This is a genomic window from Albimonas pacifica (genome assembly GCF_900113695.1).
Classification (GTDB): domain Bacteria; phylum Pseudomonadota; class Alphaproteobacteria; order Rhodobacterales; family Rhodobacteraceae; genus Albimonas; species Albimonas pacifica.
The window spans coordinates 354,482-380,360 of record NZ_FOQH01000005.1; the positions used below are offsets into that span (position 1 = coordinate 354,482).

Annotated in this window: 26 protein-coding genes; 8 read left to right on the forward strand and 18 right to left on the reverse strand. The window is 74.2% G+C overall.

The genetic code is table 11. The annotated features are described in order from the left end of the window. Positions 1 to 40: 40 nt before the first annotated feature. The 4 genes from BM064_RS12765 to secG form a co-directional block, all read right to left on the reverse strand. The gene (locus BM064_RS12765; protein ID WP_092860159.1) at positions 41 to 373 is read right to left on the reverse strand and encodes a lipid-A-disaccharide synthase N-terminal domain-containing protein; all 333 of its coding nucleotides are present in this window, start codon (positions 371 to 373) and stop codon (positions 41 to 43) included. Further along, the gene (locus BM064_RS12770) at positions 373 to 1,122 is read right to left on the reverse strand and encodes a glycosyltransferase family 2 protein (protein WP_092860160.1); all 750 of its coding nucleotides are present in this window, start codon (positions 1,120 to 1,122) and stop codon (positions 373 to 375) included. Before BM064_RS12770 ends, BM064_RS12765 begins: the two co-directional genes overlap by 1 nt. A 103-nt stretch (positions 1,123 to 1,225) precedes the next feature. Further along, on the reverse strand, positions 1,226 to 3,133 hold the full coding sequence (locus BM064_RS28350; RefSeq protein WP_218161027.1) for a glycosyltransferase family 39 protein: 1,908 nt from the start codon (positions 3,131 to 3,133) through the stop codon (positions 1,226 to 1,228). A 156-nt stretch (positions 3,134 to 3,289) separates the two neighbouring features. Next, complete coding sequence (secG, locus tag BM064_RS12780; protein WP_092860161.1) at positions 3,290 to 3,700, reverse strand: preprotein translocase subunit SecG; 411 nt, start codon at positions 3,698 to 3,700, stop codon at positions 3,290 to 3,292. Positions 3,701 to 3,894: 194 nt separating this feature from the next. On the opposite strand from secG, the gene BM064_RS12785 reads away from it, so the two are divergent. Beyond that, complete coding sequence (locus tag BM064_RS12785) at positions 3,895 to 4,899, forward strand: aldose epimerase family protein (protein WP_092860162.1); 1,005 nt, start codon at positions 3,895 to 3,897, stop codon at positions 4,897 to 4,899. Between the two features lie 130 nt (positions 4,900 to 5,029). On the opposite strand, the gene BM064_RS12790 is transcribed toward BM064_RS12785, so the two are convergent. The 7 genes from BM064_RS12790 to BM064_RS12820 form a co-directional block, all read right to left on the reverse strand. Continuing rightward, on the reverse strand, positions 5,030 to 5,857 hold the full coding sequence (locus BM064_RS12790; RefSeq protein ID WP_092860163.1) for an arginyltransferase: 828 nt from the start codon (positions 5,855 to 5,857) through the stop codon (positions 5,030 to 5,032). Positions 5,858 to 6,276: 419 nt separating this feature from the next. Next, positions 6,277 to 6,657, reverse strand: a complete 381-nt coding sequence (locus BM064_RS12795) for a DUF2852 domain-containing protein (protein ID WP_092860164.1) — start codon at positions 6,655 to 6,657, stop codon at positions 6,277 to 6,279. Positions 6,658 to 6,811: 154 nt separating this feature from the next. Continuing rightward, the gene (locus BM064_RS12800; protein WP_092860165.1) at positions 6,812 to 8,314 is read right to left on the reverse strand and encodes a class I SAM-dependent methyltransferase; all 1,503 of its coding nucleotides are present in this window, start codon (positions 8,312 to 8,314) and stop codon (positions 6,812 to 6,814) included. Between the two features lie 138 nt (positions 8,315 to 8,452). Continuing rightward, positions 8,453 to 8,968, reverse strand: a complete 516-nt coding sequence (locus BM064_RS12805) for a hypothetical protein (protein WP_092860166.1) — start codon at positions 8,966 to 8,968, stop codon at positions 8,453 to 8,455. A 147-nt stretch (positions 8,969 to 9,115) separates the two neighbouring features. Next, positions 9,116 to 9,880 carry a hypothetical protein gene (locus tag BM064_RS12810; RefSeq protein WP_092860167.1) on the reverse strand — a complete coding sequence of 255 codons (765 nt, stop codon included), beginning with the start codon at positions 9,878 to 9,880 and terminating at the stop codon, positions 9,116 to 9,118. A 154-nt stretch (positions 9,881 to 10,034) separates the two neighbouring features. Then, complete coding sequence (locus BM064_RS12815) at positions 10,035 to 10,475, reverse strand: DUF6691 family protein (protein WP_092860168.1); 441 nt, start codon at positions 10,473 to 10,475, stop codon at positions 10,035 to 10,037. A gap of 12 nt (positions 10,476 to 10,487) precedes the next feature. Then, positions 10,488 to 10,928: a YeeE/YedE family protein gene (locus tag BM064_RS12820; protein WP_092860169.1), complete on the reverse strand. Its 441-nt coding sequence runs from the start codon at positions 10,926 to 10,928 to the stop codon at positions 10,488 to 10,490. Positions 10,929 to 11,065: 137 nt separating this feature from the next. Between BM064_RS12820 and BM064_RS12825 the strand changes: the two genes are divergently transcribed. Next, positions 11,066 to 11,557, forward strand: a complete 492-nt coding sequence (locus BM064_RS12825) for a DUF4864 domain-containing protein (protein WP_092860170.1) — start codon at positions 11,066 to 11,068, stop codon at positions 11,555 to 11,557. A 15-nt stretch (positions 11,558 to 11,572) separates the two neighbouring features. Here the strand turns inward: BM064_RS12825 and BM064_RS12830 are convergent, their stop codons facing one another. The 4 genes from BM064_RS12830 to BM064_RS12845 all read right to left on the reverse strand — a co-directional run bounded on the left by BM064_RS12830 (position 11,573) and on the right by BM064_RS12845 (position 15,946). Beyond that, on the reverse strand, positions 11,573 to 12,175 hold the full coding sequence (locus BM064_RS12830; RefSeq protein WP_092860171.1) for a hemerythrin domain-containing protein: 603 nt from the start codon (positions 12,173 to 12,175) through the stop codon (positions 11,573 to 11,575). Positions 12,176 to 12,305: 130 nt separating this feature from the next. Continuing rightward, on the reverse strand, positions 12,306 to 13,568 hold the full coding sequence (locus BM064_RS12835; protein WP_092860172.1) for a hypothetical protein: 1,263 nt from the start codon (positions 13,566 to 13,568) through the stop codon (positions 12,306 to 12,308). A 484-nt stretch (positions 13,569 to 14,052) separates the two neighbouring features. Then, positions 14,053 to 15,075 (reverse strand): ketol-acid reductoisomerase, encoded by a 1,023-nt coding sequence (gene ilvC, locus BM064_RS12840; RefSeq protein WP_092860173.1) that lies wholly within the window; start codon positions 15,073 to 15,075, stop codon positions 14,053 to 14,055. Between the two features lie 256 nt (positions 15,076 to 15,331). Next, positions 15,332 to 15,946 (reverse strand): PRC-barrel domain-containing protein, encoded by a 615-nt coding sequence (locus BM064_RS12845; RefSeq protein WP_092860174.1) that lies wholly within the window; start codon positions 15,944 to 15,946, stop codon positions 15,332 to 15,334. 364 nt (positions 15,947 to 16,310) lie between these two features. Between BM064_RS12845 and mce the strand changes: the two genes are divergently transcribed. Next, positions 16,311 to 16,715: a methylmalonyl-CoA epimerase gene (gene mce, locus BM064_RS12850; protein WP_092860175.1), complete on the forward strand. Its 405-nt coding sequence runs from the start codon at positions 16,311 to 16,313 to the stop codon at positions 16,713 to 16,715. After that, entirely contained in the window at positions 16,712 to 17,038 is a 327-nt protein-coding gene (locus BM064_RS12855; protein WP_092860176.1) for a DUF1467 family protein, read from the forward strand. Before mce ends, BM064_RS12855 begins: the two co-directional genes overlap by 4 nt. Before the next feature lie 284 nt (positions 17,039 to 17,322). On the opposite strand, the gene BM064_RS12860 is transcribed toward BM064_RS12855, so the two are convergent. Then, positions 17,323 to 18,123, reverse strand: a complete 801-nt coding sequence (locus tag BM064_RS12860; RefSeq protein ID WP_342741368.1) for a TIGR03084 family metal-binding protein — start codon at positions 18,121 to 18,123, stop codon at positions 17,323 to 17,325. 156 nt (positions 18,124 to 18,279) lie between these two features. Here BM064_RS12860 and BM064_RS12865 point away from each other — a divergent pair, with 156 nt between their 5' ends. After that, positions 18,280 to 19,854: a class I adenylate-forming enzyme family protein gene (locus tag BM064_RS12865; RefSeq protein ID WP_092860177.1), complete on the forward strand. Its 1,575-nt coding sequence runs from the start codon at positions 18,280 to 18,282 to the stop codon at positions 19,852 to 19,854. 23 nt (positions 19,855 to 19,877) lie between these two features. Then, complete coding sequence (locus BM064_RS12870; RefSeq protein ID WP_092860178.1) at positions 19,878 to 20,681, forward strand: enoyl-CoA hydratase-related protein; 804 nt, start codon at positions 19,878 to 19,880, stop codon at positions 20,679 to 20,681. Positions 20,682 to 20,746: 65 nt separating this feature from the next. Here the strand turns inward: BM064_RS12870 and BM064_RS12875 are convergent, their stop codons facing one another. After that, positions 20,747 to 22,222, reverse strand: coding sequence for an inorganic phosphate transporter (locus tag BM064_RS12875; RefSeq protein ID WP_092860179.1), 1,476 nt, complete (start codon positions 22,220 to 22,222; stop codon positions 20,747 to 20,749). Positions 22,223 to 22,435: 213 nt separating this feature from the next. Further along, the gene (locus BM064_RS12880) at positions 22,436 to 22,921 is read right to left on the reverse strand and encodes an NUDIX hydrolase (RefSeq protein WP_092860180.1); all 486 of its coding nucleotides are present in this window, start codon (positions 22,919 to 22,921) and stop codon (positions 22,436 to 22,438) included. 285 nt (positions 22,922 to 23,206) lie between these two features. Between BM064_RS12880 and BM064_RS12885 the strand changes: the two genes are divergently transcribed. After that, positions 23,207 to 24,904, forward strand: coding sequence for a thiamine pyrophosphate-requiring protein (locus BM064_RS12885; RefSeq protein WP_177236239.1), 1,698 nt, complete (start codon positions 23,207 to 23,209; stop codon positions 24,902 to 24,904). A gap of 460 nt (positions 24,905 to 25,364) precedes the next feature. Continuing rightward, positions 25,365 to 25,820 (forward strand): paraquat-inducible protein A, encoded by a 456-nt coding sequence (locus BM064_RS12890; RefSeq protein ID WP_092860182.1) that lies wholly within the window; start codon positions 25,365 to 25,367, stop codon positions 25,818 to 25,820. The last annotated feature ends 59 nt before the right edge of the window (positions 25,821 to 25,879 follow it).

Genomic DNA, 25,879 nt, shown 5'->3' on the forward strand with positions numbered 1-25,879 from the left:
CATCAAAGACCGCTTGGACGGCCTGCGCAAGGGGCCGCGGTCAGGCGGTGGGCGGCGGGGGCGGGGTGACCTCGGCGCCGCGCCGCTCGGCGCGGATCAGCCACAGGTTCCGGGCGTAGATGAAGAAGCCGAGGCTCTGGCCGAGGATGAACACCGGGTCGCCGCGGTGGATGGCGTAGGCCAGCAGAACCGCGGCCCCGCCGATCGAGAACCACCAGAAGGCCAGCGGGATCACCGAGCGCTTGGCCTTCTCGGACGCCAGCCACTGGATCAGGAAGCGGCCCATGAACAGGGCCTGGCCGGCGAGGCCGATCAGGATCCAGACGAACTCGGCCGTGGAATCGGCGCCCAGGAACTCGGCCAGCGCCTGCATCACGCGTCCTCGTCCAGGCCCGGGTCGACCGAGGCCACCGTCTGCAGCTTGCGTCGGCGGATCAGCCACCAGACGCCGATCAGGTCCAGCGCCCCGACCAGGGCGCGCCCGAAGTTGGTGTAATTGGAGTTCCCCGCCCCTCGCGCCCGGTGGGAGACGTCGACCAGGGCGATCCGGTAGCCCTCGCGCTTCACCAGCGCGGGCAGGTAGCGGTGGATGTGGTCGAAGAACGGCAGCGACAGGAACACGGCCCGCGGGAAGGCCTTCAGCCCGCAGCCGGTGTCGCGGGTGTCGTCGTGCAGCATCCGCCGCCGCAGCCCGTTCGCCGCGCGCGAGGCCCATTTCTTCGACGCCGTGTCCTGCCGGTCCACCCGCTGGCCCGCCACCAGGCCCAGGGTCCCGGTCGCGTCGTCCAGCAGCGGCTGCACCAGCTTCGGGATCTCGGCGGGCGGGTTCTGCCCGTCGCCATCGAGCGTGCAGCAGATCGGCGCACGCGCCGCCCGCACGCCCGACAACACCGCCGCCGACTGGCCGCAGGAGGCGGCGTGGCGCAGCTCGCGCAGCCAGGGGTGGCGGGCGCGGGCGGCGGCGATGGCGGCGGAGGTGTCGTCGTCGGATCCGTCGTTGACGAAGATCGCCTCGAACGGCGCGAGAGGGGCGCAGGCGGCCGCGATCTCGTCCGCCAGGGCGGCGACGTTCTCCGCCTCGTTCTTCATCGGGGCGATGACGGTGATGCGCGGGCTGGTCATGCGGGGTCCCTCGGCTCCGGGGGCGCGGTATAGCGCGCGCGGCGGGCGGGGCCAAGCGCAGGGTTGGCGCGCAGGCCGGGGCGTGGCGCCCCGGCCGCGACGCTCACGGGCAGGCGGCGAGCGGCTCGACGCCCTCGCGGGTCAGCAGGCGCAGGGTGGTGACGCCGCCCCGGTTGGGGTTGAAGGCGGTGACCGAGGTCAGCTCGCGCAGCGCGGGGGGCTGCGCCTCGCCGGTCAGGTTCAGCGCCTCGTCGAGCTGGTCGCGGCGGCGGTCCTCGATCCAGACCAGGGGCGCGGGATCCTCGCGCAGGGACCGGGCGGCCTCGGCCGGCTGCAGGAGGCGGGTGCCGGTGCCCTGCAGGAACACCAGGCTGGGCTCGCGGTAGCTCTGGGTGTCGGCGGGGCGGCCGACGCAGGCCTCGTAGGGGGCGGCGGCGCTGGCCATCAGGGCGCTGGGGAAGCCCCAGGTCAGCGAGGGCAGGGCGAACTGAAGCACGGCGGGGTAGAGGGCGAGGGCGGCGGCGAACATCGTCGCCACCGCGGCCCGGCGCTGCGCGTTCCACAGCGCGACCGCGCCCAGCGCCACGAAGGCGAGCCCCACCACCGCCAGGATCGCGCCCCAGACCGAGACGGTCCCGTTGACGTAGAGCGGCAGGACGATGGTCGCGAGGCCCAGCGCGGCCCCCACCAGCGCGAAGAGGATCGCGGCGGCGATGGACTGCCAGCGCCGCGGCGCCGCCACGGGAGAGGTCAGCCACAGCGCGACCAGCCCCGCGGCGGCGGGGGCCGCGGGGAGCAGGTAGTGGGGCAGCTTGGTGGGCGTCGCCTCGACGATCAGCCACCAGGCGAGCGCGATGGCGAGCAGCGGCGCGGTCGCCCGCGCGCCGCGGGTGCGCCAGGCGAAGGGCGCGGCCAGCAGGATCAGCGGCGCCCAGGGCCAGAGCACCGCCCAGACCACGCCGAAGTAGGTCCCCGGAGGCGCCCCGTGCTTCTCCTGCCCCGAGGCGAGCTTGTCGAGGAAGTCGCCGCCCACCGACTCGATCCAGAACATCCCGTCGGAGGCGAGGTGGATGGCGACCAGCCACGGGATCACCAGCACGGCGAACAGCACCGGCCCCCAGCTCGCGAAGCCCAGCGCGCGGAACGGGGCGAGGCTGCGCTCGGCGATCCACAGGCCCAGGACGGCCAGCGCCAGGATCGCCGGCGCGATGGGGCCCTTGACCAGCACCGCGAGGCCCAGCGCCCCCCACAGGATCAGCCGCAGGGCCAGCGCGTCTGGGCGCGGCCGGCGGGCGTCCTCGGCCGGGGGCAGGGCCCCGGCGCGGACGGCATGGGGGTGGTAGGGGTCGACCTTCCAGCCCTTGCCCGCGGGGGCGGCGGGCGCGTCGGGGTCGGGCACGTCCAGCGCGCGGCCCGCCGCGATCTCGATCGGCGGCGGGGCGGAGGCGAGGCCGGAACGGGTCAGCAGCCGCACCCAGGCCCCCAGCGCCACCATGGTCAAGCCCAGCAGCATGGCGTCGGTCTTGGCGATGTTCGCCTCGCCCGCCAGCACCAGCGAGATCGCGGTCAGCCCGGCCGCGAGGAACGCCGCCTGCGCCCCCATCAGCGGGCGGAAGGCCCAGGCGGTGGCGAAGACCGCCAGGATCGCGCCCAGCACCGAGGGGATGCGCCAGGCCCAGATGCCGGTCCCCTCCGGCCCGCCGACGGCGGCGACCGAGGCGGCTTGCATCCAGTAGATGCCCACCGGCTTCTTCCAGCGCGGCTCGTCCTGGAAGCGGATGTCGACGTAGTCGCCCGTCTCCAGCATCTGCTTGGTGGCCTGGGCGAAGCGGGCCTCGTCGCGGTCGGTGACGGGCAGGTCGGCGATGCCGGGCAGGAACAGCGCGAGGCACAGCGCCAGCAGCGCCAGCCCCCGGGTCCAGCCGCGTTCTGCGACCCTGCGGGCGGCGTCCTGCGCGAGGGCGCCGAAGCGCTCGGCCAGTCGCAGGGGCAGGGAGGGTCGCGCGCTCATCTCGGTCATCCGGTCGCTTGGAAACGAACGGCCGGCGGGGGCGCCGCCGGCCGGGGGTGAACGTCGACCCGGGGCAGGGCCGAAATGCGGCGAACCGTGGCGCGGAAGTTGGCTCCGCTGCGTGGAGCGGGGGCGGCCCGCTCCGTCCGGGTCCGGTCAGTCGGCCGAGGGCGGCGCCAGCGGCGCGTTCGGCGAAGGGGCCGCGCCGGTTCCGCCGTCGGCGGGCGGCGGGGTCAGCAGGCGCTGCAGGTCGGGGGCGAGCTCGTCGTCGGCGTTGGTCGCGGGCGCCTCGTCGCCGGCGGAGGGCGTGCCGATGCGATCGAGCACCGAGCGCTCGCTCGAGCTCTGCGCCGCGATCACGGTCAGGACCAGCGAGGTGACGATGAAGGCGCCGGCCACCGCCCAGGTCGCCTTGGCGACGCCGGTGGTCGCGCCGCGGGACGAGACCATGCCGCCGCCGCCGCCGCCCCCGATGCCCAGCGCGCCGCCTTCGGAGCGCTGCAGCAGAACCAGGCCGATCAGCACGGCGGCGAGGATCAGGTGGATGATGAGCAGGACGTTTTCCATGGGCCGGGCGCTCTTTCCTTCCGGGCCGCGCGGCTCGCGCGGAGACGGAGCGCGCGCGGGCGCCCCTTTCGAACTTGGCCGGTCATCTAACGCGGCCGGGAGGCGATGTCGAGACGCCCCGCCTGACGCGAGGGGGCGCTTGATCGCCGCGCCGCATCGGCGCACCTGTTGGGGCGGCAACGGGAGGACCTGCGATGACCGTCGAGATCCGAGAGATCGCCCGCCACGAGGGCGGGCCGATCCACGAGGCCGCGCTGCAAAGCGAGGCCGCCCGCGTGCGGCTGCTGAGCTGGGGCGGCGTGCTGCGCGACTGGCGCGCCGCGGTGGGGGGCGGCTGGCGGCCCTGCACGCTGGGCCTCGCGCGGTTCGAGGATTATCCCGCCCACTCGCCCGCCTTCGGAGCGATCTGCGGCCGGGTCGCGAACCGCATCGGCGGCGCGCGCTTCGCGCTGGAGGGGCGCGAGGTGCGCCTGACCCCCAACGAGGGGCGCAACCTGCTGCACGGCGGGCGGGGCCTGTCGCGCCGCACCTGGCGGATGGAGGCGGCCGCGGGCGGCCTGCGCCTGAGCTACGACAGTCCCGACGGCGAGGACGGCTTCCCCGGCGCGGTGGCCTTCGAGGTCTTCGTGCGGCTCGAAGGCGCGCGGCTGATCTACGAGATGCACGCCCGCCCCGACCGCCCGACGCCGATCAACCTGGCGCAGCACGCCTACTGGAACCTCGACGGGGGCGGCGACGTGCTCGACCAGCGCCTGACGCTCGACGCGCAGGCCTGGGCCGAGATCGACGCCGAGAAGATCCCCACCGGCCGGCTGATCCCGGCGGGCGAGGGCCTGCCGGACTTCCGGATGGGGCGCACGCTGCGCGGCGCGGACGGGCAGGGGATCGCGATCGACCACGCCTACGCGCTGACCGGGGGCCGCGACCCCGCGCGCCCCGCGGCGGAGCTGGAGAGCTCGGCCGGCGATCTTCGCATGCGGCTGTGGACCGATCAGCCCAGCGTGCAGGTCTATGACGCGCCCGCCCTGTCGCTCAGCGCGCCCGGCCTCGACGGCCCGCCGGCGGGACCCTTCGGGGGGCTGTGCCTCGAGGCGCAGAACTTCCCCGACGCGCCGAACCGGCCGGAGTTCCCCAGCCCGATCGCCACGCCCGAGGCGCCCTATTTCCAGAAGCTGGAGATCGAGATCGCGCCCACGTAGGGCGCATTTCAATGCGCCATGACCGGCGCCCATGGGGGGCGGACCGGGGCGCGTGGAGCGGCGCATTGAAATGCGCCCTACGCGGCGGTGAACGGGGACGGACGCCGGGGGCGCTCCCGCGCCCCGGGCCTCAGCCGTTCATCAGCCGCGCGACCTGGTCGGCGATGGGGTCGGTGGGCAGCGAGGGGGCGTCGGCGCTGACCCGCTCGGGCGCGTCGACCCGCCGCCAGGTCTCGCCCTGGTAGATCTCGAAGGGCGTGAACTTGGCCTTGTAGTCCATCTTCGGCGAGCCGGGGACCCAGTAGCCGAGGTAGACGTAGGGCAGGCCCGCGGCCCGCGCGATCTCGAGATGGTCGAGGATCATGTAGGTGCCGAGCGAGCGGCGATCCTCCTCCGGCTCGAAGAACGAGTAGACCATCGACAGCCCGTCGGCGAGCACGTCGGTCAGGCAGGCGCCGACGAGCACGTCGGGCCCGCGCTCGCCCTTGGCGCGGTCGGGGGCGCGGCGATACTCGACGACGCGGGTGCGCACCGGCGTCTCCTCGATCATCGCGGCGAACTCGAAGGCGTCCATCTCCGCCATGCCGCCGTCGGCATGGCGACGGTCGAGATAGCGGCGGAACAGGTCGTACTGGTCCTCGGTCGCCTGGGCCTCGGCCGCGTGGCGGGCGAGGTCGGCGTTGCGCGCCCGGATCCGGCGCAGCGTGCGTCCGGGGCGGAAGCCCTCGACCGGGATGCGGGTCGACAGGCACGCGTTGCAGCCCGCGCAGGACGGCCGGTAGACCACGCCCTGGCTGCGGCGGAACCCGCGCAGCGACAGGAAGTCGTTGACCGCGGCGGCGTCGGGGTTGCGCAGGGTGGTGAACAGCTTCCGTTCCGACCGCCCGTCCAGGTAGGGGCAGGGCTGCGGGGCCGTCACGAAGAACTGCGGCGCGATCTTTCCCTGATGGTGGCTCATGGACCTCTGGGGAGACCTCCGGGGACCTCTGAAACGAGTCGCAACTTAGCAGCCGGTCATCAACCCGTCATCATTCCCGCCGCGCAAACGCGTTCAGGATCCTGCGACCATGGCGCCGGCGCCATGATTTTCCGCCGGTTCGTTCGTTGGGAAAATCAACCGCCGCGCCGGAGGCCCCGCGTCCCGTTCCGGAACGGCGCGCCGCCCCAGAACGGGGAACGCCCGGAGACCTCGCGGTCTCCGGGCGCGTCAGGCCCCGACGTCGGGGGAGAGGGGGAAGACCCCGCCGCCGGGGCCTCGGTCCCCCCGAAGGGCGACCGGTCCGCGTGGGCGCCTGCGCGCGATCGCGCGGCGCCCGGGTCTTCGGGCCCGGGACCCGCGTCAGGTCCCGGGCGAGGCGCCCGCCGGGCCGTGGCCCGTCAGGCGGTGGCGGCGTCGGCCGTCGGCCGGCGGCGGTCGTCCATGAACTGGTCGAACTCGGCCTGGTCCTTGGCCTTGCGCAGCCGCTCGAGGAACGCCTGGAAGGCCTCCTGCTCCTCCTCGAGGCGACGCAGGGTCTCCTCCTTGTAGCTGTCGAAGGCGGTGTTGCCGCTCGACTGGTAGACGCCGCCCGCGCGACGTTTCCAACGGGAGTTGCAGCCCTTGCCCATGCGTCCGCTCCAGATCATGTAGAAGAGAAAGGCGAGCCCCAGCGGCCACGCCACGATGAAGAGGAAGACCATCGCTCCGATCCAGCCGGGCTTGCCCCAGTGGTCCAGCGTGGCTTCCCCGCGTTTCAGCAGGTCCTTGATCCTGTCCATCTCCGTCTCGGTCCTCTCAGATGTCGATGTGAATGTAATTCACATTTACATAGATGGGCGACCCCGGCCGCTTCGCAAGAGGGGTCCCGCGGAATTCCGCACGGGATTTTCACGCAGGGCGGCGCGCGATCCGTCGGGGGGGCTGAGCAGGGGCTCAGCGCGCCTCGGCAGGCGCCGCGGCGGCGGCGACATGGTCGTCGAGGTCGGGGATCAGCCGGCGCAGGTGGTCGAGGTCGGGGGGCGGCGTCTCGCCGTCGTCGTCCAGGATCGCGTCGAGCGGATCCTCACGCCCCTCGGGGTCCCGCTCGGGCCAGGCGGGGTCGCCGTAGATCATCGCCCGCTCGAAACGGGTCGCGCAGACGCCCCCGCCCAGCACGGCCGAGGCGAAGGCGGGCGGGCGACGGATCGCGGCGTGGGCGGCGCGGTTGAAGCGGCGGCAGGCGGCCTCGGCCTCCGGGTCCGGGGCCGCCGAGGGCCGCAGCAGGCCGCCGGCGAGCAGCACCACCAGCGTCTGGCGCACCCGGTGCGGATCGTGGCCGCCGGCGGCCACGTGGGCGATCGCCTCGGCCATCGTGCACGGCCCGCGCGCGGCGAAGGCGAGGGCGGGGACCGCGATCCCGGGCTTCGGCTCCACCCGGCCGCGGGCGGCGAGGATCGAGGGCGCCGCCGACAGGGGGGCGGCGGCGATCACCGACAGGCGGTCGAGCTCGGCCTCGGCCTGCGCGGGGGCCAGCGCCTCCTGGCCGCGGGCGAAGACGTCCATGCGGAAGGTGCGGCCGGCGGCGATGTCGCGCAGCATCTCGGCGTCGCCCCGGCCCAGCCGCTCGGCCTCGGCCAGGCGCTCGCGCACGGGGGCGGAGAAGGCGAGGCGGTCGAAATTGTCGGTCAGCCGCGCGGACCCGAGGTAGGACAGGCGCGCCGGCGCCAGCGCCTCGGCGACCTCGTGGGGCCAGCAGGCGCCGGCGCCGGCGGGCAGGTATTCGTGGGCGAGATACTCCATCGGGAACCGCGACAGCCGCCGGGTGAAGCGCGACAGCGCCGGCGAGGCGCGCAGCAGGCCCGCCTGCGCCTCGTCCAGCACGGCGAAGAAGCCCTGCGCCTCGCGGATCGCGCGTTCGGCCGCGGGGCCGCGGCGGCCGGCGGCGAAGCTCGCGACGAGCGCGCGGAACGGCTCGATCGCGGCCCATCCCGCGGCGGCGTTGTAGCCCAGGTAGACCAGCGCGCCCGGCGCCGTCGCCTCGCGCAGCAGGCGGGCGAGGTCGGCGCGCGCGGCGGCGTCGAGCCAGGTCCAGACCCCGTGCGCCATCGCCACGTCGAAGCGGCCGAGCGCGGCGGGATCGGCGAGCAGCTCCTCGAACGAGGCCTCCAGGAAGGCGACGTTGCCCAGCTCCGCGGCGTCGGCCAGCGCCCGCGCGCGCAGCACGTGGTCGGGGTCCGCGTCGACGCCCACGAAGCGGTGGCGCGGGTTGGCGGCGGCCAGCAGCGACAGGCCGAAGCCCGCGCCGCACCCGAGGTCGAGCACCCGCAGCGGCCGGTCGAGCGCGATGGGCCGCCGCCCGCGCAGCGCCTGCAGGGCGTGGAGCATCAGGGGCGCGGCCTCGGGCTGGAAGCTCGCGACATAGTTGCGGTCGACCCGGTATCCCCCCGTGGCGCTCATCGCCCTGGCCCTGTCGTTTCGGGGCCCGGCGCGCGGGTCGGGCGCGGTCGCCCCCGGACCCCCGCGCCCGTTCCGGAGCCTGGCGAGGGCGGAACGGACGCGGGGAACTCCCCGCGGGGGCGGGCGGGGAGAGGGGCGTCAGAAATCGGAAGTGTCCCCCCCGCCGAAGTCGTAGTCGGCCAGCGGATCCCAGGCCGAGCGGCCGTCGCCGCCGTCGTCGTCCGCCTCGCCGATCTTGAACATCAGCACCGGGGTGGACTTGTCGACGGACCGGCCCAGGCCCTTGATCTCGTGGACCAGGATCTCGAGCCCCTCGAGCTCCTCGGCCGCGTCCTTGAGATAGGCGAGCGCGCGCGCGTCGGCCGCCGAGACCCCGTCGAGCTTGAGGAAGAAGTCCGCCGCGGCCGTCGAGGCAGCCTCGCGCACCTTCTGCACGGCGGGCAGGAGCAGGCTCGCGACATGCACGCTGGCGGAGCCGTCCACCAGCAGGTCGTCGAACCGGTCGAAGAGCGCGATGGCCTCGCGTTCCGTTTCGTCGAGCCGCTTGAGGAGATCGCGGTCGTCCGCGATCTCGTCGAGCTCGACCCAGTTGCCGCTCAGGTCATGGACGTTCGCCTTGCCGGCGCCGCCGCCGCCTCCGCTGCTTGCAGGCATGTCGGATCCTCCCCAGGGTCGTCCGGCCCGGTCCCCGCCGGGCGCATGACGTAGGGGAATATGGCGCATCGAGATTGAACTGCGGGTGAGCCGGCCGGACGGGCGCCGTTCATCTGGCCCGCCCGGGCGGGGGCCGGCGTCTGCGGCTCAGAACCGCCGCCACAGGCCCAGGCGCACCTGCACGCCGTCGGCGACCGCGCGGCTCCACGGCGTCGCCTCGACCTGGAGCGAGAGGCTGTCGCCCGCCCCGATCTCGCGCACCGCGATCAGCGAGACGCGCGTGGCCTGCCAGGCGCGCGCGCCGCGGAAGCCGCGGACCGCGGCCTCGCCGTCGAGATCCGCCTCGATCTGGGCCATGGCGAGCCAGCCCGGCGCCGGGCGCAGGCCGAGCACGGCGGCCCCCAGCGCGCGGTCGGCCTCGTCTCCCGCCGTCTCGACCCGCCAGCCGACCGAGGCCTCGGTCCAGGCGTCGCCCAGGGCGGTGGCGAAGCCCTTGCCCCACATCAGCCGGGCGGCCATGTCGGCGCCGTCGTCGGCCTTGAGCACCCCGCCCCCCGCCTCGGCCTGAAGGGAGACGACGTGCCCCGTTTCGCTCTGCAGGAGGCGGGCGCGCACGAAGCCCTCCACCCGGCCCTCGAACCGTCCGGGCTGGCCGGGGTCGATCACCTGGTTGCTGTTGAAGCCGACCGTGAGGCCGTCGAGCAGCCCGTGCTCCATATAGCGGTCGCGGCGCAGGCCGGTGGGCCCGTCGGGATCGGGAGCGGCGGCGGTCGAGAGGAAGCTCGTCCCCGGCTCCGCCGTCCAGGCGCCGGCGAGCGCGGGCGGCGGGCCGAGGGCGAGGCCAAGCAGCAGCGCGGCCGCCGGCCATGGCGCGCAACGGCGGATCGGGCGGCGCAGTCCGGGAAGGGGCATGGCGGGCTCCGTCCATCAGGGGATGACGGGGCCGATGGTGACGCTTGTAGGTAAACGAAGGCTTAGCGCCGCTGCACAGGTCTGGCCGCGGGGCGCGGCGCAGGCGAAACGGGCCGGCGCGGCGGCCGGCCCGTCGTGCAAGGGGGATGGGGCCTCAGGCGCGGGCCTGGGCGAACCTGCGGTCGACCAGCGCGAACAGAGCCATGCCCGCGACCATCGCGGCGAGGAACACCGCCACCGGCGCGCCGCCGATGGCCAGCGCCGCCAGCCCGCCGCCCGGGCAGATCCCCGAGAGGCCCCAGCCGATCCCGAAGAGCGCCGAGCCGCCGACCAGCCGCGCGTCGATCTGCGGGCGGGCGGGGCCGGGCATGGCGCCGCCGAAGACGGCGGCGCGCCGCGGGCGGGCCAGGAGCCAGGCCGCCGCGCTGACCGACATGGCGCCCGCCATCACGAACATCAGCGTGGGGTCCCAGGTCCCCGCGGGGATCGCCAGCACGTCGAGGAAGGCCAGCACCCGCGCCGGGTTGGCCATGTCCGAGACCAGCAGGCCGAGCCCGAAGGCCAGCCCCACGACGAAAGCGAGAACTCTGCGCATCGTCTCCTCCCCTCAGAGCAGCCGGCCGAGCGCCACGGTGGCGATCGCGGCCCCCATGAACACGCCCATCGCCGTCAACGAGCGCCGCGACAGCCGCGCCGCCCCGCAGACCCCGTGGCCCGACGTGCAGCCGGAACCCAGCCGGGCCCCGAAGCCCACCAGCAGGCCCGCCACGATCAGGGTCGGGGCGTCCGCCTCGACCACGATCTCCTTCACCCCGCCGAGGCCGAGGTAGAGCGCCGGCGCCAGGATCATCCCCAGCAGGAACAGCGCGTTTTCCGCCGTCAGCAGCCGCCCGGCGCGCCCGCCGGGAAGACCGCGCATCAGGTCCTCGATCAGCCCGCCGGCGATCCCGGAAATTCCCGCGATCCGCCCCGAGCCCAGCAGCAGCAGCCCCGAGGCCGCGCCGATCAGCGCGCCGCCCAGGAGGCCCAGGATCCAGTCAGGGTTCATGTGCTCATTCCGTCAAGAATTCGATTACGCGAATATATATTGCACGTAAAATCGCTGTGCAAGAGGCGTGACGAAACCGAACGCCGCCGCGCTGCGTAAACCCTGGCAGAGGACCGACAGAGATCGAGGAGCGCGAGATGCCCGCCACCCGGCCGACCCGACCCGCCCGCCGCCGGCGCGATCGCCTGCGCCCGGGCCTGCGCCTCGCCGCCGCCCTGGCGCTCGCGCTCGCGCCCGCGGCGCCGTTTCCCGCCGCGCAGGCGCAGGAGGCGGGGCAGGGGGCCGACCTGCGCGCGGCGATCGAGGGGCAGCTCGAAGCCTTCCTCGCCGGCGACGTCGAGGCGGCCTGGGGCTTCGCCTCGCCCGACATCCAGGGCCTGTTCGGCTCGCCGGAGAATTTCGGGCGGATGGTGCGGCAGGGCTATCCGATGGTCTGGGCGCCCGCGGAGTGGCGCTTCGGCGAGCTCGCCCCCGAGACCACCCCCGGCGGCCCGCGCCTGCGCCAGTCGGTGATCCTGCGCGACGCCTCCGGCGCGCTGTGGATCGCCGACTATTGCATGATGCCGATGGAGGGGGGCTGGCGGATCGACGGCGTGACTTTGCGCAAGCCCGAGTCGACCGGCGTCTGAGGCCCCGCCGCGCCCTCAGAGCCCCAGCGAGTCCTCGCCCGCGTCGAGCATGATCGGGATCACGATCTCCTCCTCGTCGAAGAGGTGACGGTCCATCAGCCGGTCCATGCGCCGCAGCTCCTCGAGCACCTCGGCCATCGGGCGCTTGGGGTCGGAGGGCCCCGCCTGCAGCGCGTTCAGCGCCCCCACCGCGCCGGCCTGGAAGCGGTCGAGCGCGTCGTGGATGGCGTGGTGGTCGCGGTCGAGGATGTCGAACCCCCGCTGCAGCCTGGGCTGCAGCTTCAGGAGCGCGGGAAAGTAGTGCATGTCCTCGATCTGGTGATGACCGTGGAGCTGCTGGAGGAAGAAGCCGGCGATCCGGCCGAACTCGTTGCTCCAGCGTCCGACGGGCTTTGCGCCGTCGAGCGCCTCGTCGGTCAGCCGGGTCATCACGGTCATCGCCTCGCGGAACATGGCGTGGCGGTCGAGGTAGAAGCGCGTCGTCGGCCCGAAGTTGGGGTGGTCGCCCCAGATCAGGCGCGGGTAGTCGCCCAGCAGGAAGCGCAGGTCCTCGGGCAGTCCGGGACGCTGGTCGAGGGCGAGCTCTGGGGGCAGGTTCGGACTCTGGGGGGCGGTCATCGGCGGCTCCGGCGCTGGTCGGCCAGACGGTAGGCCGGGCGGCGGCGGAGGCCAAGGGACACGGATCGTTTCCGCATCGCGAACAGGCGCCGGGAGGGGGAGGCGCCCGCCTCCCCCTCCCGGCGGCGGATCAGAGATAGGCCGCCAGCAGCAGGGCGGTCAGCGGCCCGGCGAGGTCGCCGAAGAGGCTGCTCGACCCGAAGGAGCCGTAGCCGACGTCGAAGGCGCTCGGCTGCCAGGCCTGGTAGCCGCCGGCGTAGGGCGAGGAATATCCCGTGCGGTAGACCCGCGTGGGATAACCGTCGATCACCCGCACCACGCGCGGCGCGGGGCGCGCGTCCCAGCCGTAGGGATAGGCGTGCGCGGCCGAGCCCAGCCCGAAGAGCGAGCTCACCGGATCCGGCCGCCAGCCGAAGACCGGCGCGACCAGCGAGGCGTGGGAGACCTGGCGCGGGCGGACCCAGCGCGGCTCGGCCGCGCGGATCACGCGCACCTGTCGCGGCTGGCTCCAGCCGGAGGACCAGCGGGCGTCGCGGGTCGGGGCGAACAGCAGGAACCCCCGGTCGCGGCGATAGTCCCGGTCGTCGTAGCGGTCCCAGTAGGAAGCCTCGCGCCAGCCGTAGCGCTCGCTGCGGTCGTGGTCGTGGTCGCGATGCCAGCCCGCCCAGCGCCGGCGCTCGTCCTCCCAGCGGTCGCGCCGGTCGGCGTCGCGCCAACGGCGGTCGTCGTCGCGCCAGCGGCGGTCGTCGTCCTGCCAGCGCCGGTCGTCGCCGCGCCAGCGGCGGTCGTCGTCCGCCCAGCGGGGGTCGCGCCGGCGGGGATCGTCGTCGCGCCAGTCGCGGCGCGCGAACCGGTCGCGGTCGTCGTCGCGCCACGCGGGCCGCGCGGGGCGCGGATCGTCGCGGGTCCCGTGGCGGTAGAGCAGGCGCGGATCGTCCCGGCGCAGGTCCTCGCGGCGCGCCTCGCGGCGGTCGTCGCGCCGGTCCTCGCGGCGCGCCTCCCGGCGCTCGTCGCGGCGGTCCTCGCGCCACTCGCGCACGGCCTGGCGCTTGGCGCCGCCGCGCTCGGCCGGCCGGTCGCGGTCGTCGGCCTTGCGGGCGGTCTTGCGCTCGTCGCGCCGGGCGGGCCCGCCCGACTTGCCGCCGCCCTTGCGGCCTTCGGCGGCCTGGCGCTTGCCGCCCTGCCGCTTCGCCCCGCCCGCGGCCTGGCGCTTCTTCTTGGCCTGGGCCTTGCGCTTGGCCTGGGCGCGGTCGGCCTTTCCGGCGACCGTGAGCACCTCGGCTCCGGCCGGGCCGGAGGCGGGGATCTGGATCGACGGGACCGCCGGCGCCGCGACGGGCGCCAGCAGCGCTCCAGCCGCGACCCCGGCGACGATGAGCGAGCGGATCTTCATGGTCCTGGCTCCTTCTCGGGGTTCGGGGTCTTCTTCATGAGTGTCGCCGATCAAGGCGATCCGGCGCCGAAAGCGGCGCGCTCGCGCGGCCCGGGCCCGCCTATTCCGCCCGGCGGCGCCGCGCGCCGCCCTGTGGCCGCCCCGTGCAGGCGGAGTTCATCCGCCAGCCCCCGCGGCGGGGCGGGGAAGGGGGCGCGGCGCGCAGGCGCGCGCCGCGCCCCGGCCGGCAGGCCGCCGCCGGCCGCCCCCGCCCGGCGCCGCGGAGGGATCGCGCGGCGCCCGGGGGCGGAGGAGGGCGTCTCGGCGGGGGGCGTCTTGGCTTCTCGCCCGCCGGACGCCCCTTGCACGCGGCCGGGCTCCGGCTCCGGCGGGCGGAGGGCTCGCGCGCGGGCACGAGCGCGTGAGGCGGCGGCACGAGAAGGGGCGCCGCGGTCTCCCGCGGCGCCCCTGGATGCGGCGTCGATCCGATCCGGCGGAGCCGGGATCAGTTCTTCGACTTGTCGACCATCTTGTTCTGCGCGATCCAGGGCATCATGGCGCGCAGCTTCTCGCCGACTTCCTCGATCTGGTGGGCGTCGTTGTTGCGGCGGATCGCCTTGAACATCGGCGCGCCGGCCTTGTACTCGCGCATCCACTCGGACACGAACGCGCCCTGCTGGATGTCGGTCAGGACCTTCTTCATCCGGGCCTTGGTCTCCTCGCGCGGGAGGATCTGCGGGCCCGAGTGATACTCGCCGAACTCCGCGGTGTTGGAGATCGAGTAGTTCATGTTGGCGATGCCGCCCTCGTAGATCAGGTCCACGATCAGCTTCACCTCATGGAGGCACTCGAAATAGGCCATCTCGGGGGCGTAGCCGGCCTCGACCAGGGTCTCGAAGCCCATCCGGATCAGCTCGACGAGGCCGCCGCACAGGACGGCCTGCTCGCCGAACAGGTCGGTCTCGCACTCTTCCTTGAAGTCGGTCTCGATGATGCCCGACCGGCCGCCGCCGATGCCCGAGCAGTAGCTCAGCCCGATCTCCAGCGCGCGGCCCGAGGCGTTCTGGTGCACGGCGACCAGGCAGGGCACGCCGCCGCCCTTCACGAACTCGCCGCGCACGGTGTGGCCGGGGCCCTTGGGGGCCATCATGATCACGTCCACGCCGGACTTCGGCTCGATCAGGCCGAAGTGCACGTTCAGACCGTGGGCGAAGGCGATCGCGGCGCCGTCCTTCAGGTTGTCGTGGATGTACTTGTAGTAGGTCTCGGCCTGCAGCTCGTCGGGCATCGCCATCATGATGACGTCGGCCCACTTGGCGGCCTCGTCGATGGACTTGACGGCGAGGCCGGCGGCCTCGGCCTTGGCGGCCGACGCGGAGCCGGGGCGCAGGGCGACGGCGAGGTTCTTCGCGCCCGAGTCCTTCAGGTTGAGGATATGCGCGTGACCCTGCGAGCCGTAGCCCACCACGGCCACGTTCAGGTCCTTGATCAGGTTGATGTCGCAGTCGCGATCGTAATAGACGCGCATGGGTCTCCCCTTCGGTTCGGGCGCTTCGCGTTTCGTTGCATTGCGGCGAAGGGGCCTCCACCGCAATTTCCGTGCGCGGGGTAGACGAGGGGCGACGCTTTGTCCAGCGGCGCCGCGAGCGCGCGCGCCCCTTGCGCCACGCCTGACGCAGGGGCGGCGCGGGCGTCGCGCAGGCGAAGGCCCGCCCCGGGGGTCGGGGCGGACCGGCGGACGCGCCTTGCGCGCGCCCGGTCGTCTGGGGATCGCCGGAGCGCGGTCAGCCCCGGATCGAGACTTCCTCGTCCTCCGTGAGCAGCATGTGCTCTTCGGGATCGTCCTCGCGCATCCGGTCGAGGTCGCCCTCGGTCAGATAGTCGAGGCGCACCTCTTCGTCGGCCATCGAGACGGCCGAGAGGGGCACGAAGTAATAGGTCTCGTCGAGGCCGAGGAAGTCGCCGCTCTCGATCAGGAGGCGGGCGTCCTCGCCGTCGCGGGTCACGCCCGCGACCTCGCCCAGGTCCTCGCCGCCGGCGCCCACGACGCTGCGGCCCTCGAGGTCGGCGACGCGCATGAAGCGCTCGGGCATCTCCTCGCCCATCTCGTCGGCGGCGACGGCGCCGCGCATCTTCTCGGAGAGATCCTCGCGAAGCTGGGCCTCGTCCTCGGAGTCGCGGGCGTCGTACATCTCGCCGCGCTCGCGGTCGAGCACCTCGCGGCTCTTCAGCTCGCCGGCGGCGGGGGTGGAGTCGGTCGCCGAGGCGGCCGGCTCGTCGCGCCCGGCCTGCTTGCCGTCGTTGATCGGGTCGGAGGACTGCGCGAAGGCCGGACCGGCGAGGGGCAGGGCGACGGCTGCGGCGCCGGCGAGCAGGGCGAAGCGGGTGGTCGGTTTCATCAAGCGAACCTTTCGAGGGTCGGACGCCGCCCTCGGGGGGCGACGGGCCGGAGCCGTGGAAATGCGGCCCGGCTATTTCCGCGGCGCCCTGATCCTCTTCGCCGGGCGCCGGTCGGGGGACGACGTCGCGCCTCCGTCCGACTGCGCACCACCTCGGTCCCGAGATGGCGCTCGGACGGCGGCGAGGCGCCGGGTTCTGGGAGACTTCTGGCCCATTTCGCGACACGCCCCCGCGACGGGCGGCGGGCGCGGCGGCGGAGGCGCTCCGCCCCCCGTCCGCCCCCGCGCCGCCGCGTCGCCTTGCGCGCGGGGCCGGGCGCGGCTACCTCCTCGCGGAACGGGAGAGAGACGGAGACCAACGCCCATGATCGGACGCCTGAACCACGTGGCCATCGCCGTGCCGGACCTCGAGGCCGCCTGCGCCCAGTATCGCACCGCGCTCGGCGCGAACGTGGGCGCGCCGCAGGACGAGCCCGATCACGGCGTCACCGTGGTCTTCATCGAGCTGCCCAACACCAAGATCGAGCTGCTCTATCCGCTCGGCGAGAACTCGCCGATCAAGGGCTTTCTCGACAAGAACCCCTCGGGCGGCATCCACCATGTCTGCTACGAGGTCGACGACATCATCGCCGCGCGCGATCATCTCAAGGCGTCGGGCGCCCGGGTGCTGGGCGACGGAGAGCCGAAGATCGGCGCGCATGGGAAGCCCGTGCTGTTCCTGCACCCCAAGGACTTCAACGGCACGCTGACGGAGCTCGAACAGGTTTGACCATCACCGCCGCCATCGTCCTGCTCGCCGTCATCTGGTTCATGACCCTCTACATCTCGCTTCCGATCGGGATGAAGAGCCAGGGGGACGTGGGCGAGGTGGCGCCGGGCACCCCCGCCTCGGCCCCGTCGGACTTCGCGCTGAAGCGCAAGCTGATGTGGGTGACGATCATCGCGACGCCGATCTGGATCGCCGTGTGCCTGGTGATCTGGTTCGTGCCCTGGTCGATGGGCGACCTCGACTTCTACTCTGGCATCGAGCCGGGCTGGAAGGTCGAGCGCGAGGCGGCCGCCGCCGCCGGGGCGGCCGCCCAGGCCGACTGAGCCCTGGGGCCGTCGAGAGATGAAAGGGGCGGACGCCGCAGCGTCCGCCCCTTTTTCATGCCCGCCCGCGCGATGCCTGCCGTTCGAGCGCATGCCGTGCCGCGTCGCGACGCGCCCCGGGCCTGACCCGGGGCGTCCTGCGGCCGGCCGGTGGGCGCGCGCCCCGCGTCGGCTCCGGCGGCACGGTCCGGCCGAGGCCCCGGGTCAAGCCCGGGGCGCCCGTGGGGCCGGGGTCGCGCCTCCGCCCCCGCCGACGGTTCGTGCGGCGAGCGGCGGGGCGGGCCTCAGCCCACCCGGAACCGCGTGCCGGGGGCGGGGGGATCGTTGGGGGGGCCGGCGAAGCACTGGGCCTTGGCCATCCACTCGGCAGCGACCGGGCCGGTCACCGAGAGGTCCACGTCGGCGATGTTGCGGGTCTGGGCGACCACCTGGCAGAAGGCGACGGCCGGGCCCTCGACCCGCTCGGCGTCCGAGGGCTCGTTCCACTCCCAGATCTCGCCGGAGGGGGCGGTGAGGCGGATGTAGGGCTTGGTCTCCGGCACGGGCTCCTTGCGGTTCACGAAGGTCCAGCCGAAGGTGTTCACGCCCAGCATGGCGATGTTGCGGATGTAGTCGTGTTCGGTCCGCTCGGCGCCCAGGATGTCGTAGACCTCCTGGCCGTGGGCCCAGGTCTCCATCAGGCGGGCGGTGATGAAGCTGCGCGCGCTCATGTCCGGGCCCGCCCACTTCAGCCGCGCCTTGGGATCGGCGGGGGCGAAGAGGTCGGCCACCTTCTCGCAGGTCTCGATCCACGCTTTCAGCAGCGCCTGGCCCTTCAGGCCCTCCAGATAACGATCGGTGTAGGCGATGGTGGTCTCGCCCGACTCGCGCGCGGCCTTCAGGTCGGCGAAGAGCGCCAGCAGCGCCGGCTCGTCGACCAGCGCCATCTCGGCGGCGAGGTTGAAGAAATGCAGGTGCTGGACGACCGTGTCGATGGTCCAGCCCTTGAACTGCGTCTCCTGCGCCATCTGCGCGTCGGTGGCGTCGGCCAGCAGGGCGTGCAGCCCCCGGCTCTCGGCGCGGAAATCCTCGGCCTGCTCCAGCATCTCGTTCCTCCCTCGGACATACTCCGCGGTACGTCCACCTTGCGGCGGCGTCCGTTTCGGGGGAGGTTCTCGCATGTCGCGAACCGGCGCGGAAGTCGTCGGGGGAGACGAGGGGGCCGCGGGCCCCCGGGCCTGGAGACGCCGGAGGAGACGCAGATGGACGGAGCGGCAAGGACCGCGCCTGCGGGAATCGATCCCGCCGTGGCCGCGGGGGCGGCGGGGCTGACGGTGGCGGATCTCTTCGCCCAGCGCGCGAAGCTCGACGCCGGGCGCATCGCGCTGGAGGAGGGCGAGCGCACCTGGACCTACGCCCAGCTCGACGCCCGCGCCTCGCGGCTGGCGAACGCGCTGGCCGCGCGCGGCGTGGGCCGGGGCGACCGGGTGGCGATCCTGTCGGAGAACCGGGCGGAATACATCGAGCTGCTGCTCGCCTGCGCCCGCCTCGCCTGCATCGCCGCCTGCCAGAACTGGCGCATGGCCGACGGCGAGCTGCGCCACTGCCTCGGGCTGGTCGAGCCCGCGCTGATCGTCGCCTCGCCCCGCTTCGCGCAGACCGCCGCCGGCCTCGCCGCGGAACTGCCCGGCGCGCCGGAGGTGCTGGAGCTGGGCGCGCCTTACGAGGCCGCGCTGGCCGCGGAATCCGAGCAGCCCCCCGCCGCGCGGCCGCATCCCGAGGACGGGCTGGTGATCCTTTACACCTCCGGCACCACGGGCCTGCCGAAGGGGGCGCTGATCTCCCAGCGCGCCGAGGTGGCGCGTGCGATGGTGGCGGCCTCGGACCTGCCGACCACGCCCGAGGACGGCTTCGTCGCCTGGGCGCCGCTGTTCCACATGGCCTCGACCGACACCTCCCTCGCGACGCTGATGAACGGCGGCAAGGTGATCGTGATGGACGGCTACGAGCCTGACGCGCTCGCCGAGGTGGTCGCGAAGGAGCGGATCGGCCGCCTGACCCTGATGCCCGGCATGATCGGCGGCTTCATCGAGGCGATGAAGCGCCAGGGCAAGCCCGCCGCGGGCGTCAAATACTGCGGGGTCATGGCCGACCTGGTGCCGCGCGAGCAGCTGGTGGAGATCACCACGCTGCTCGACGCCCCCTATCTCAACACCTTCGGCGCGACCGAGACCGGCTCCACCCCCGCCTCCCGCGGCCGCATCCCCGTCGGCCAGGCGCCGGCGCGCCTCGACAAATCCCAGAACTCCTGGTGCCTCGTGAAACTGGTGGACGAGGAGGACCGCGAGGTCCCCGACGGCGAGCCGGGCGAGATGTGCGTGCGCGGCCCCACCCTGTTCTCCGGCTACTGGAACAACCCCGAGACCAACGCCAAGGACTTCCGCGGCGGCTGGTTCCACATGGGCGACGTCTTCACCCGCAACCCCGACGGCACGCTCAGCTTCGTCGACCGCCGCAAGTACCTCATCAAGTCGGGGGGCGAGAACATCTACCCCGCCGAGATCGAGCGCGTGCTCCTCGCCTTCCCCGGCGTGGTCGACGCCATCGTGGTCCGGCGCGAGGACGCCAAGTGGGGCGAGGTCCCCGTCGCCTTCGTCGTGCGCCGCGACGAGAGCGTCACGGAAGAAGCCCTGGTCGAGGCCTGCCGGGGCGAGATCGCCCGCTACAAGATCCCCAAGGCCGTGCGCTTCGTCGAGGACGCGGAGCTGCCCCGCTCGGTCACCGGCAAGATCAAGCGCCAGGACCTGGAAGCGCGACTGAAACAGGAGCGGGCCTGAAAGCCCGCCGCAAAGGAGGAACCATGTCCAAGCTGCTCAAGGAAATGCGGGGCCACGTGATGGTCCTGACCCTCAACCGCCCGGAGAAGAAGAACGCCTTCGACCCCGAACTGCTGTGCAACCTCGCCGACGCCTTCGCCGAAGCTCGTGACGACGACGGCGTGCGCGCGGTGGTGGTCACCGGCGCCGGCGACACGTTCTGCGCGGGCGCGGATCTCGGCCGGCTGATCCCGCTGATCTCCAAGGCCCGCGGGGCCGAGGACGAATACGACGAGCGCTACCTCAAGGACCGCGAGCTGGGGGCCAAGGGCCTGCTGCGCGGCTTCGATGTGGAAAAACCGGTGATCGCGGCGATCAACGGCCACGCCATCGCCGGCGGCATGGAGCTGGTGCAGGGCACCGACCTGCGCGTCGCCGCCGACACGGCGAAGTTCGGCGTGCAGGAGGTCAAGTGGGCGCTGTTCCCCGCCGGCGGCTCCTCGGTCCGCCTGCCCGAGCAGCTTCCCTTCGCCCGCGCCATGGAGCTCTTGCTGACCGGCGACCTGATCGACGCGAAGACCGCGATGGACTGGGGGTTCCTCAACCGCGTGGTCCCGCAGGACCAGGTGCTGGAGACCGCGATCGAGCTCGCCGAGAAGATCGCCGCCAACGGCCCGCTGGCGGTGAAGATGATCCGCCGCTCGGCCCGCGCCTGCCTGGGACGCACCGAGCCGGAGGCGCTGGCGCTGGAGCAGGAGTTCGCGGGCCCCGTCTTCGCCTCGGAGGACGCGCGCGAGGGGCCGAAGGCCTTCCTCGAGAAGCGCAAGCCGCAGTTCAAGGGACGCTGAGTCCGGCGGGCGGGGGGCGGTCGCCGCCCTCCGACGCTGCGGCGCCGGCCGCCCCGCTCCGGGCCTCAGGGCGCCAGCAGGTTCGTCCCGCCGAGCAGCAGCGCCGAGAGCAGCGCGGTCGCCGGCGCGGTGACCACCCAGGCCGCCACGATGGTCAGGAAATGCGAGCGGCGCACCAGCATCCGGCGGCTGCGCTCCTCGGGCGGATGCTCGGGCGCGCCGGCGCGGCGGGCGTCGCGGGCGCGGCGCGCCTCCTGCCACTCGCGCAGGAAGCCCACGCCGAAGACGCCGCCCACGGCCACGTGGGTCGAGCTGACCGGCAGCCCCAGCCAGGAGGCGAGGATCACCGTCGTCGCCGCCGACATCGCCACGCACCAGGCGCGCGGCGGGCTGAGCTTGGTGATCTCGTCGCCGACCATGCGCACCAGCCGCGGGCCGAACAGCAGCAGGCCCAGGCTGATCCCCAGCGCCCCGATGGCCATCACCCAGGGCGGCGCGACGATCGTGGCGCCGGGTTCGGCGTGCTGGGCGGCCTGGGCGATGGCGGCCAGCGGGCCCACCACGTTGGCCACGTCGTTGGCCCCGTGGGCGAAGGAGAGCAGCGCCGCCGCGATCGCCAGCGGCAGCCGGAACAGGATCTTCAGCGAGCGGGGCCGCGCCTCCATCTCGGCGCTGGCGCGCGCGATCAGCGGGCGCAGGGTCAGCCAGGTGACGAGGCCCGTCGCCGTCCCCACCGCCACCGCCTGCCAGACCTTCACCGGCGTCAGGTGCGACAGGCCCTTCAGCGCCAGGTAGGCGGTGAAGACGCCGGTCATCGCGGCGATCAGCGTCGGGGTCCAGCGGCGGCCGGCCTCCAGCGGGTCGGGCGCGCGGGCGATGCGCGACTGCAGGAAGGCCAGCAGCCCCGCCGCCACCGCGCCCCCCATCAGGGGCGAGGCGACCCAGCCCGCCGCGATGGCGCCCACCGCAGGCCAGTTCACCGCCCACAGGCCCCCGCCCGCGAGCCCCGCGCCCAGCACGCCGCCCACGATCGAGTGCGTGGTCGAGACCGGCGCCCCCAGCCAGGTCGAGAGGTTCACCCAGACCGCCGCGGCGATCATCGCGCAGATCATCGCGCGGATGAATCCCTCGGGCGTCTCGAAACCCTCGGGCGCCACGATGCCGCCGGCGATGGTGGCGACCACGTCGCCGCCCGCGATCACGGCGCCCAGGCTCTCGAACACCGCCGCGATGACGAGGGCGCCGCCCATGGTCAGCACCCGCGCGCCCACCGCCGGGCCCACGTTGTTGGCCACGTCGTTGGCGCCGATGTTGAGCGCCATGTAGGCCCCGACCCCCGCCGCCAGCACCACCGCCCAGCCCGAGCCGCCCGGCGCCAGCACCAGCGCCGCCGCCCCGCAGGCAAGCAGGATGAAGACCAGCGCCGCCCCGGGCGCGACCAGCGGACGCGAGATCGACTGGCCGCTCAGCTCCAGCCGACCGATCCGCTTGAGGTCCTTGTCCAGCTGCCGCCAGCGGTTGCTGTCCTGCCCGTCGTCCAATCCGCGCCTTTCGGTCTCCGGCGGGGCCGCGCGCGCGGGGACCTCCCCGCGGGCGGCTGGCCGCGCGGCCTCCCTCCTGCGGCAGGCGGGGCGGCATGTCCACACCCCCGACCGATTGCGTGCGGATCGGCCTCAGAGGGGCAGGGGGGCCGCGCGGGGCGGTCCGGTCCGGCGGCAGGGGCGGCGCGGCGCGCGCGCGGCGCGACCGGGAGGTCAGCGGGCAGGGCGGGCGCGGCCGCGCCCGAAGGCGCGGATCAGCTCGGCGAGGCCGGCCTCCTCCACCAGGCCCGCCGCCTCGTCGGGCGCGGCCCAGCGGCGGCGGCGCTGACCCTGCTCGGGGAAGTCGTCGGCGAGCTCGCGCACCTCGGCGGCGAAGACCATCACCTCGCTGGGCTCGGGCAGGCCGCTGTCGGAGACCTTGAGGCTGGCGAAACGGCCGACCGGGACCGCGGGCGTCTCGACGAAGCGGGCGCCGGCCTCCTCCCACGCCTCCTGCAGGGCGGCGCCGGCGAGGTCCTTGCCCCGCATCGGCCAGCCCTTGGGCAGGATCCAGCGCCCGGTGCCGCGGCTGGAGATCAGCAGAACCTCCACCCCCCGCTCGCCCTCGCGCCAGCACAGCGCCGCCACCTGCCGACGCGGCGGGCGGCGCAGCATCGGCTGCAGCACCTGGGACCAGAGGCCGGAGATGAATCTGCGCATGTCGGTCGCCCTCCGCCGGCCGTTCTTCACCCCGCCGGAGGCGGACGCAAGCCCCCGAGGCGCCCCGCCCCCGAAATGCCGGCCGCCCGAAAGGCCGGCCGCCCGAAAGGCCCGGCCCGGCGCCGCAGGGTGGAACGGGACCGCCGCGCGCAGGCCCGGGCAGGGCCGCACGGCCGGCGCCGGGCGACGCCTGTTTGTCTGGACAACTGTCGCATCTTGCGCCATGCATCCCCGACCTCGCCGCGCCTGCGGCGGGTCGGAGACAGGCGACGAAGGGAACGGACGATGGCTCAGGGATCGGGACTGCTGGCGGCGGAAGCCTACCTGCGCGCGATGAAGCGCTACGGGGTGGACGCGCTCTACTCGGTGTCGGGCACCGACTTCCCCTCGATCGTCGAGGCCTACGGGCGCGCCGGCGCCCAGTCTCCCGACCTGCCGCGGCCGCTGATCTGCCCGCACGAGAACCTCGCGGTCGCCATGGCCCACGGCCACGCGCTGATCACCGGCACGCCCCAGGCGGCGATGGTGCATGTCTCGGTCGGCACGGCGAACATGGTCTGCGGGGCGATGAACGCCGCGCGCGACAACGTGCCGATGCTGCTGTCGGCGGGGCGCACGCCGGTGACGGACTCGGACGGGCCGGCGACGCCCCACGGCACCCGCACCCGCTTCATCCACTGGGCGCAGGAGATGTTCGACCAGGCCTCGACCCTGCGCGAGGCGGTGAAGTGGGATTACGAGATCCGCCGCGGCGAGCAGGTCGAGGACGGCCTCGCCCGCGCGCTGGAGGTGGCCTCCGCCCCCCCGCCGGGGCCGGTCTACCTGTCGCTCCCGCGCGAGATGCTGGCCGAGGAGGTGAACCCCGACCGGCCGGCGCGCGCGCCCACCGTCTCGGCCCGTCTCGCCCCGGACCTCGAGGCGATCGACCGGCTCGCCTCGGCGCTCCGCGCGGCCGAGAGCCCGATGATCGTGACCGCCAACCTCGGCCGCAGCGCCACGGCGGCGGCGCTGCTCGAGACGCTGGCGGACCTGTGGGCGATCCCGGTGGTGGAGTTCAACCCGCGCACGGTGAACCTCGCCCACGACCACCCGATGCACCTGGGCTTCGACACCGGCCGGGCGATGGGCGGGGTGGACCTGGCGCTCAACATCGCCTGCGACGTGCCCTGGGTGCCCGCCGTGACCCGGCCCGCCTTCGCCGGCGCGCTGTGGGAGATCGGGCTCGACCCGGTCCACGCCCGCTATCCGATGCGCAGCTTCCAGGCCGAGGGCGCCATCGCCGCCGAGCCGGCGCTGGCCCTCGCCGCCCTGCTCGAGGCGCTGGGCCCGGTGGGCGACGCGGCGCCCCGCGTCGACGCCCGCCGCCGCCGCGCCGTCGAGGCGCACGGGCGGATGCGCGCGGCCCTCGACGCCGAGGCCGCCGGCGAGCGGATGACCGCGGCCTCGGCCAGCAAGGCGCTGGCGGCGCTGCTGCCCCACGACGCGACGGTGGTCAACGAGTACTCGTTCCGGGTGAACCAGGCCCGCTTCTCCCGCCCCGGGCAGTTCTTCGGGGCGAGCCCGGCGGGGGGCCTCGGCTGGGGCTTCGGCGCGGCGCTGGGGATGCGCAACGCGGGCGTGCCCGGGCCGGTGGTCTGCATGATGGGCGACGGGGCCTACATGTTCAACAACCCCTCCGCCTGCCACTGGGCCTCGGAGGCGCACGGGCTGCCGATCCTGTCGGTGATCTTCAACAACCGACGCTGGGGGGCGGTGCGCAACTCGACGCTGGCCATGTACGGACAAGGCGCCTCGGCGGCGGACGACGGGATGTTCATGGCCGACCTCTCGCCCTCGATCGACCACGTGATGCTGGCGAAGGCCCATGGCGCGCATGCCGAGGGCTGCGGCGAGCTCGCGGCCCTGCCGGGCGTGGTCGATCGGGCGCTCGACGCGCTGGCGCAGGGGCGACAGGCGCTGATCGCGCTGGATCTGCCGGAGTAGGCGAGCGGTCTGCAGGCGCCCTGCGGGCGGGCTTGGCTGCGGCGCGCCCGGGGGAGCGGTTCGAGGGATCGGGGAGGGAGGCAGCCTCCGGCGGGCTCCTGACTCACCCAAGAACAAGCCCGCGCCTGTCCTCCGGATCCGTCTCTCGCTTGCGATGCCTGAGCGACTCGGCCCCCGGGGTCAAGGACAAGCCGCGCTTCGCGCGGTCGCTGCGCGATCCTTGACCCCGGGGGCCGAGTCGCTCCGGGCGGCATCCGCGAGAGACGGCTCCGGAGAACAGGCGCTTTGCGGGGCGTGGCGGGCGTCGCGCCATGGCGCTTGGGGCGGGCGCGAGGCTGGACCGCGGGGGCGGGGGCGACTATCTCGGCGGGGGCAGGGCGCGGCCGCCCGTCCCCGGGGCGGGGCGGGGGCGCGCCGCGGTCCGTTCGTCGCCGGAGGCGCCCTTGTCCGAACCCGTCGCATGAGCCGAGCGCGCGCGCCGGCCTGGCTCGCCTGGGCCAATCTCTCGCTGCTGGTCCTGTTCCCGCTCGCCTGGGCGGCGCCGCTGGTCTCGGCGGGGCTGATCCCGTTCCTCGACGGCGAGACGATCTCGATCCTCTCGGGCGTGGCGGCGCTGTGGGAGGACGAGCCGGGGCTCGCGGCGCTGGTGGCGCTGTTCGGGGTGGTCATGCCCTATGCCAAGACGCTGGCGCTGGCGGGGGTGCATTCCGGGCGGATCGGGGCGCGCTGGACGCCGGTTCTGGCGGTGCTCGGGAAGCTGTCGATGGCCGACGTGTTCCTAGTGGCGCTGGGGGTGATCGTGGCCAAGGGCGTGGGCTGGGGCACGGTCGAGACCGCCTGGGGGCTGCCGCTCTTCGCGGGCTGCGTGCTGGCCTCGCTGGCGATCTCCCTGGCGACTCCGGGAGCGGGGCGATGATCGCCGCGCGGGGAGCGGGCGGGCGCCCGGCGGCCGGCTGACGGCAGGGCTTTCCTTGG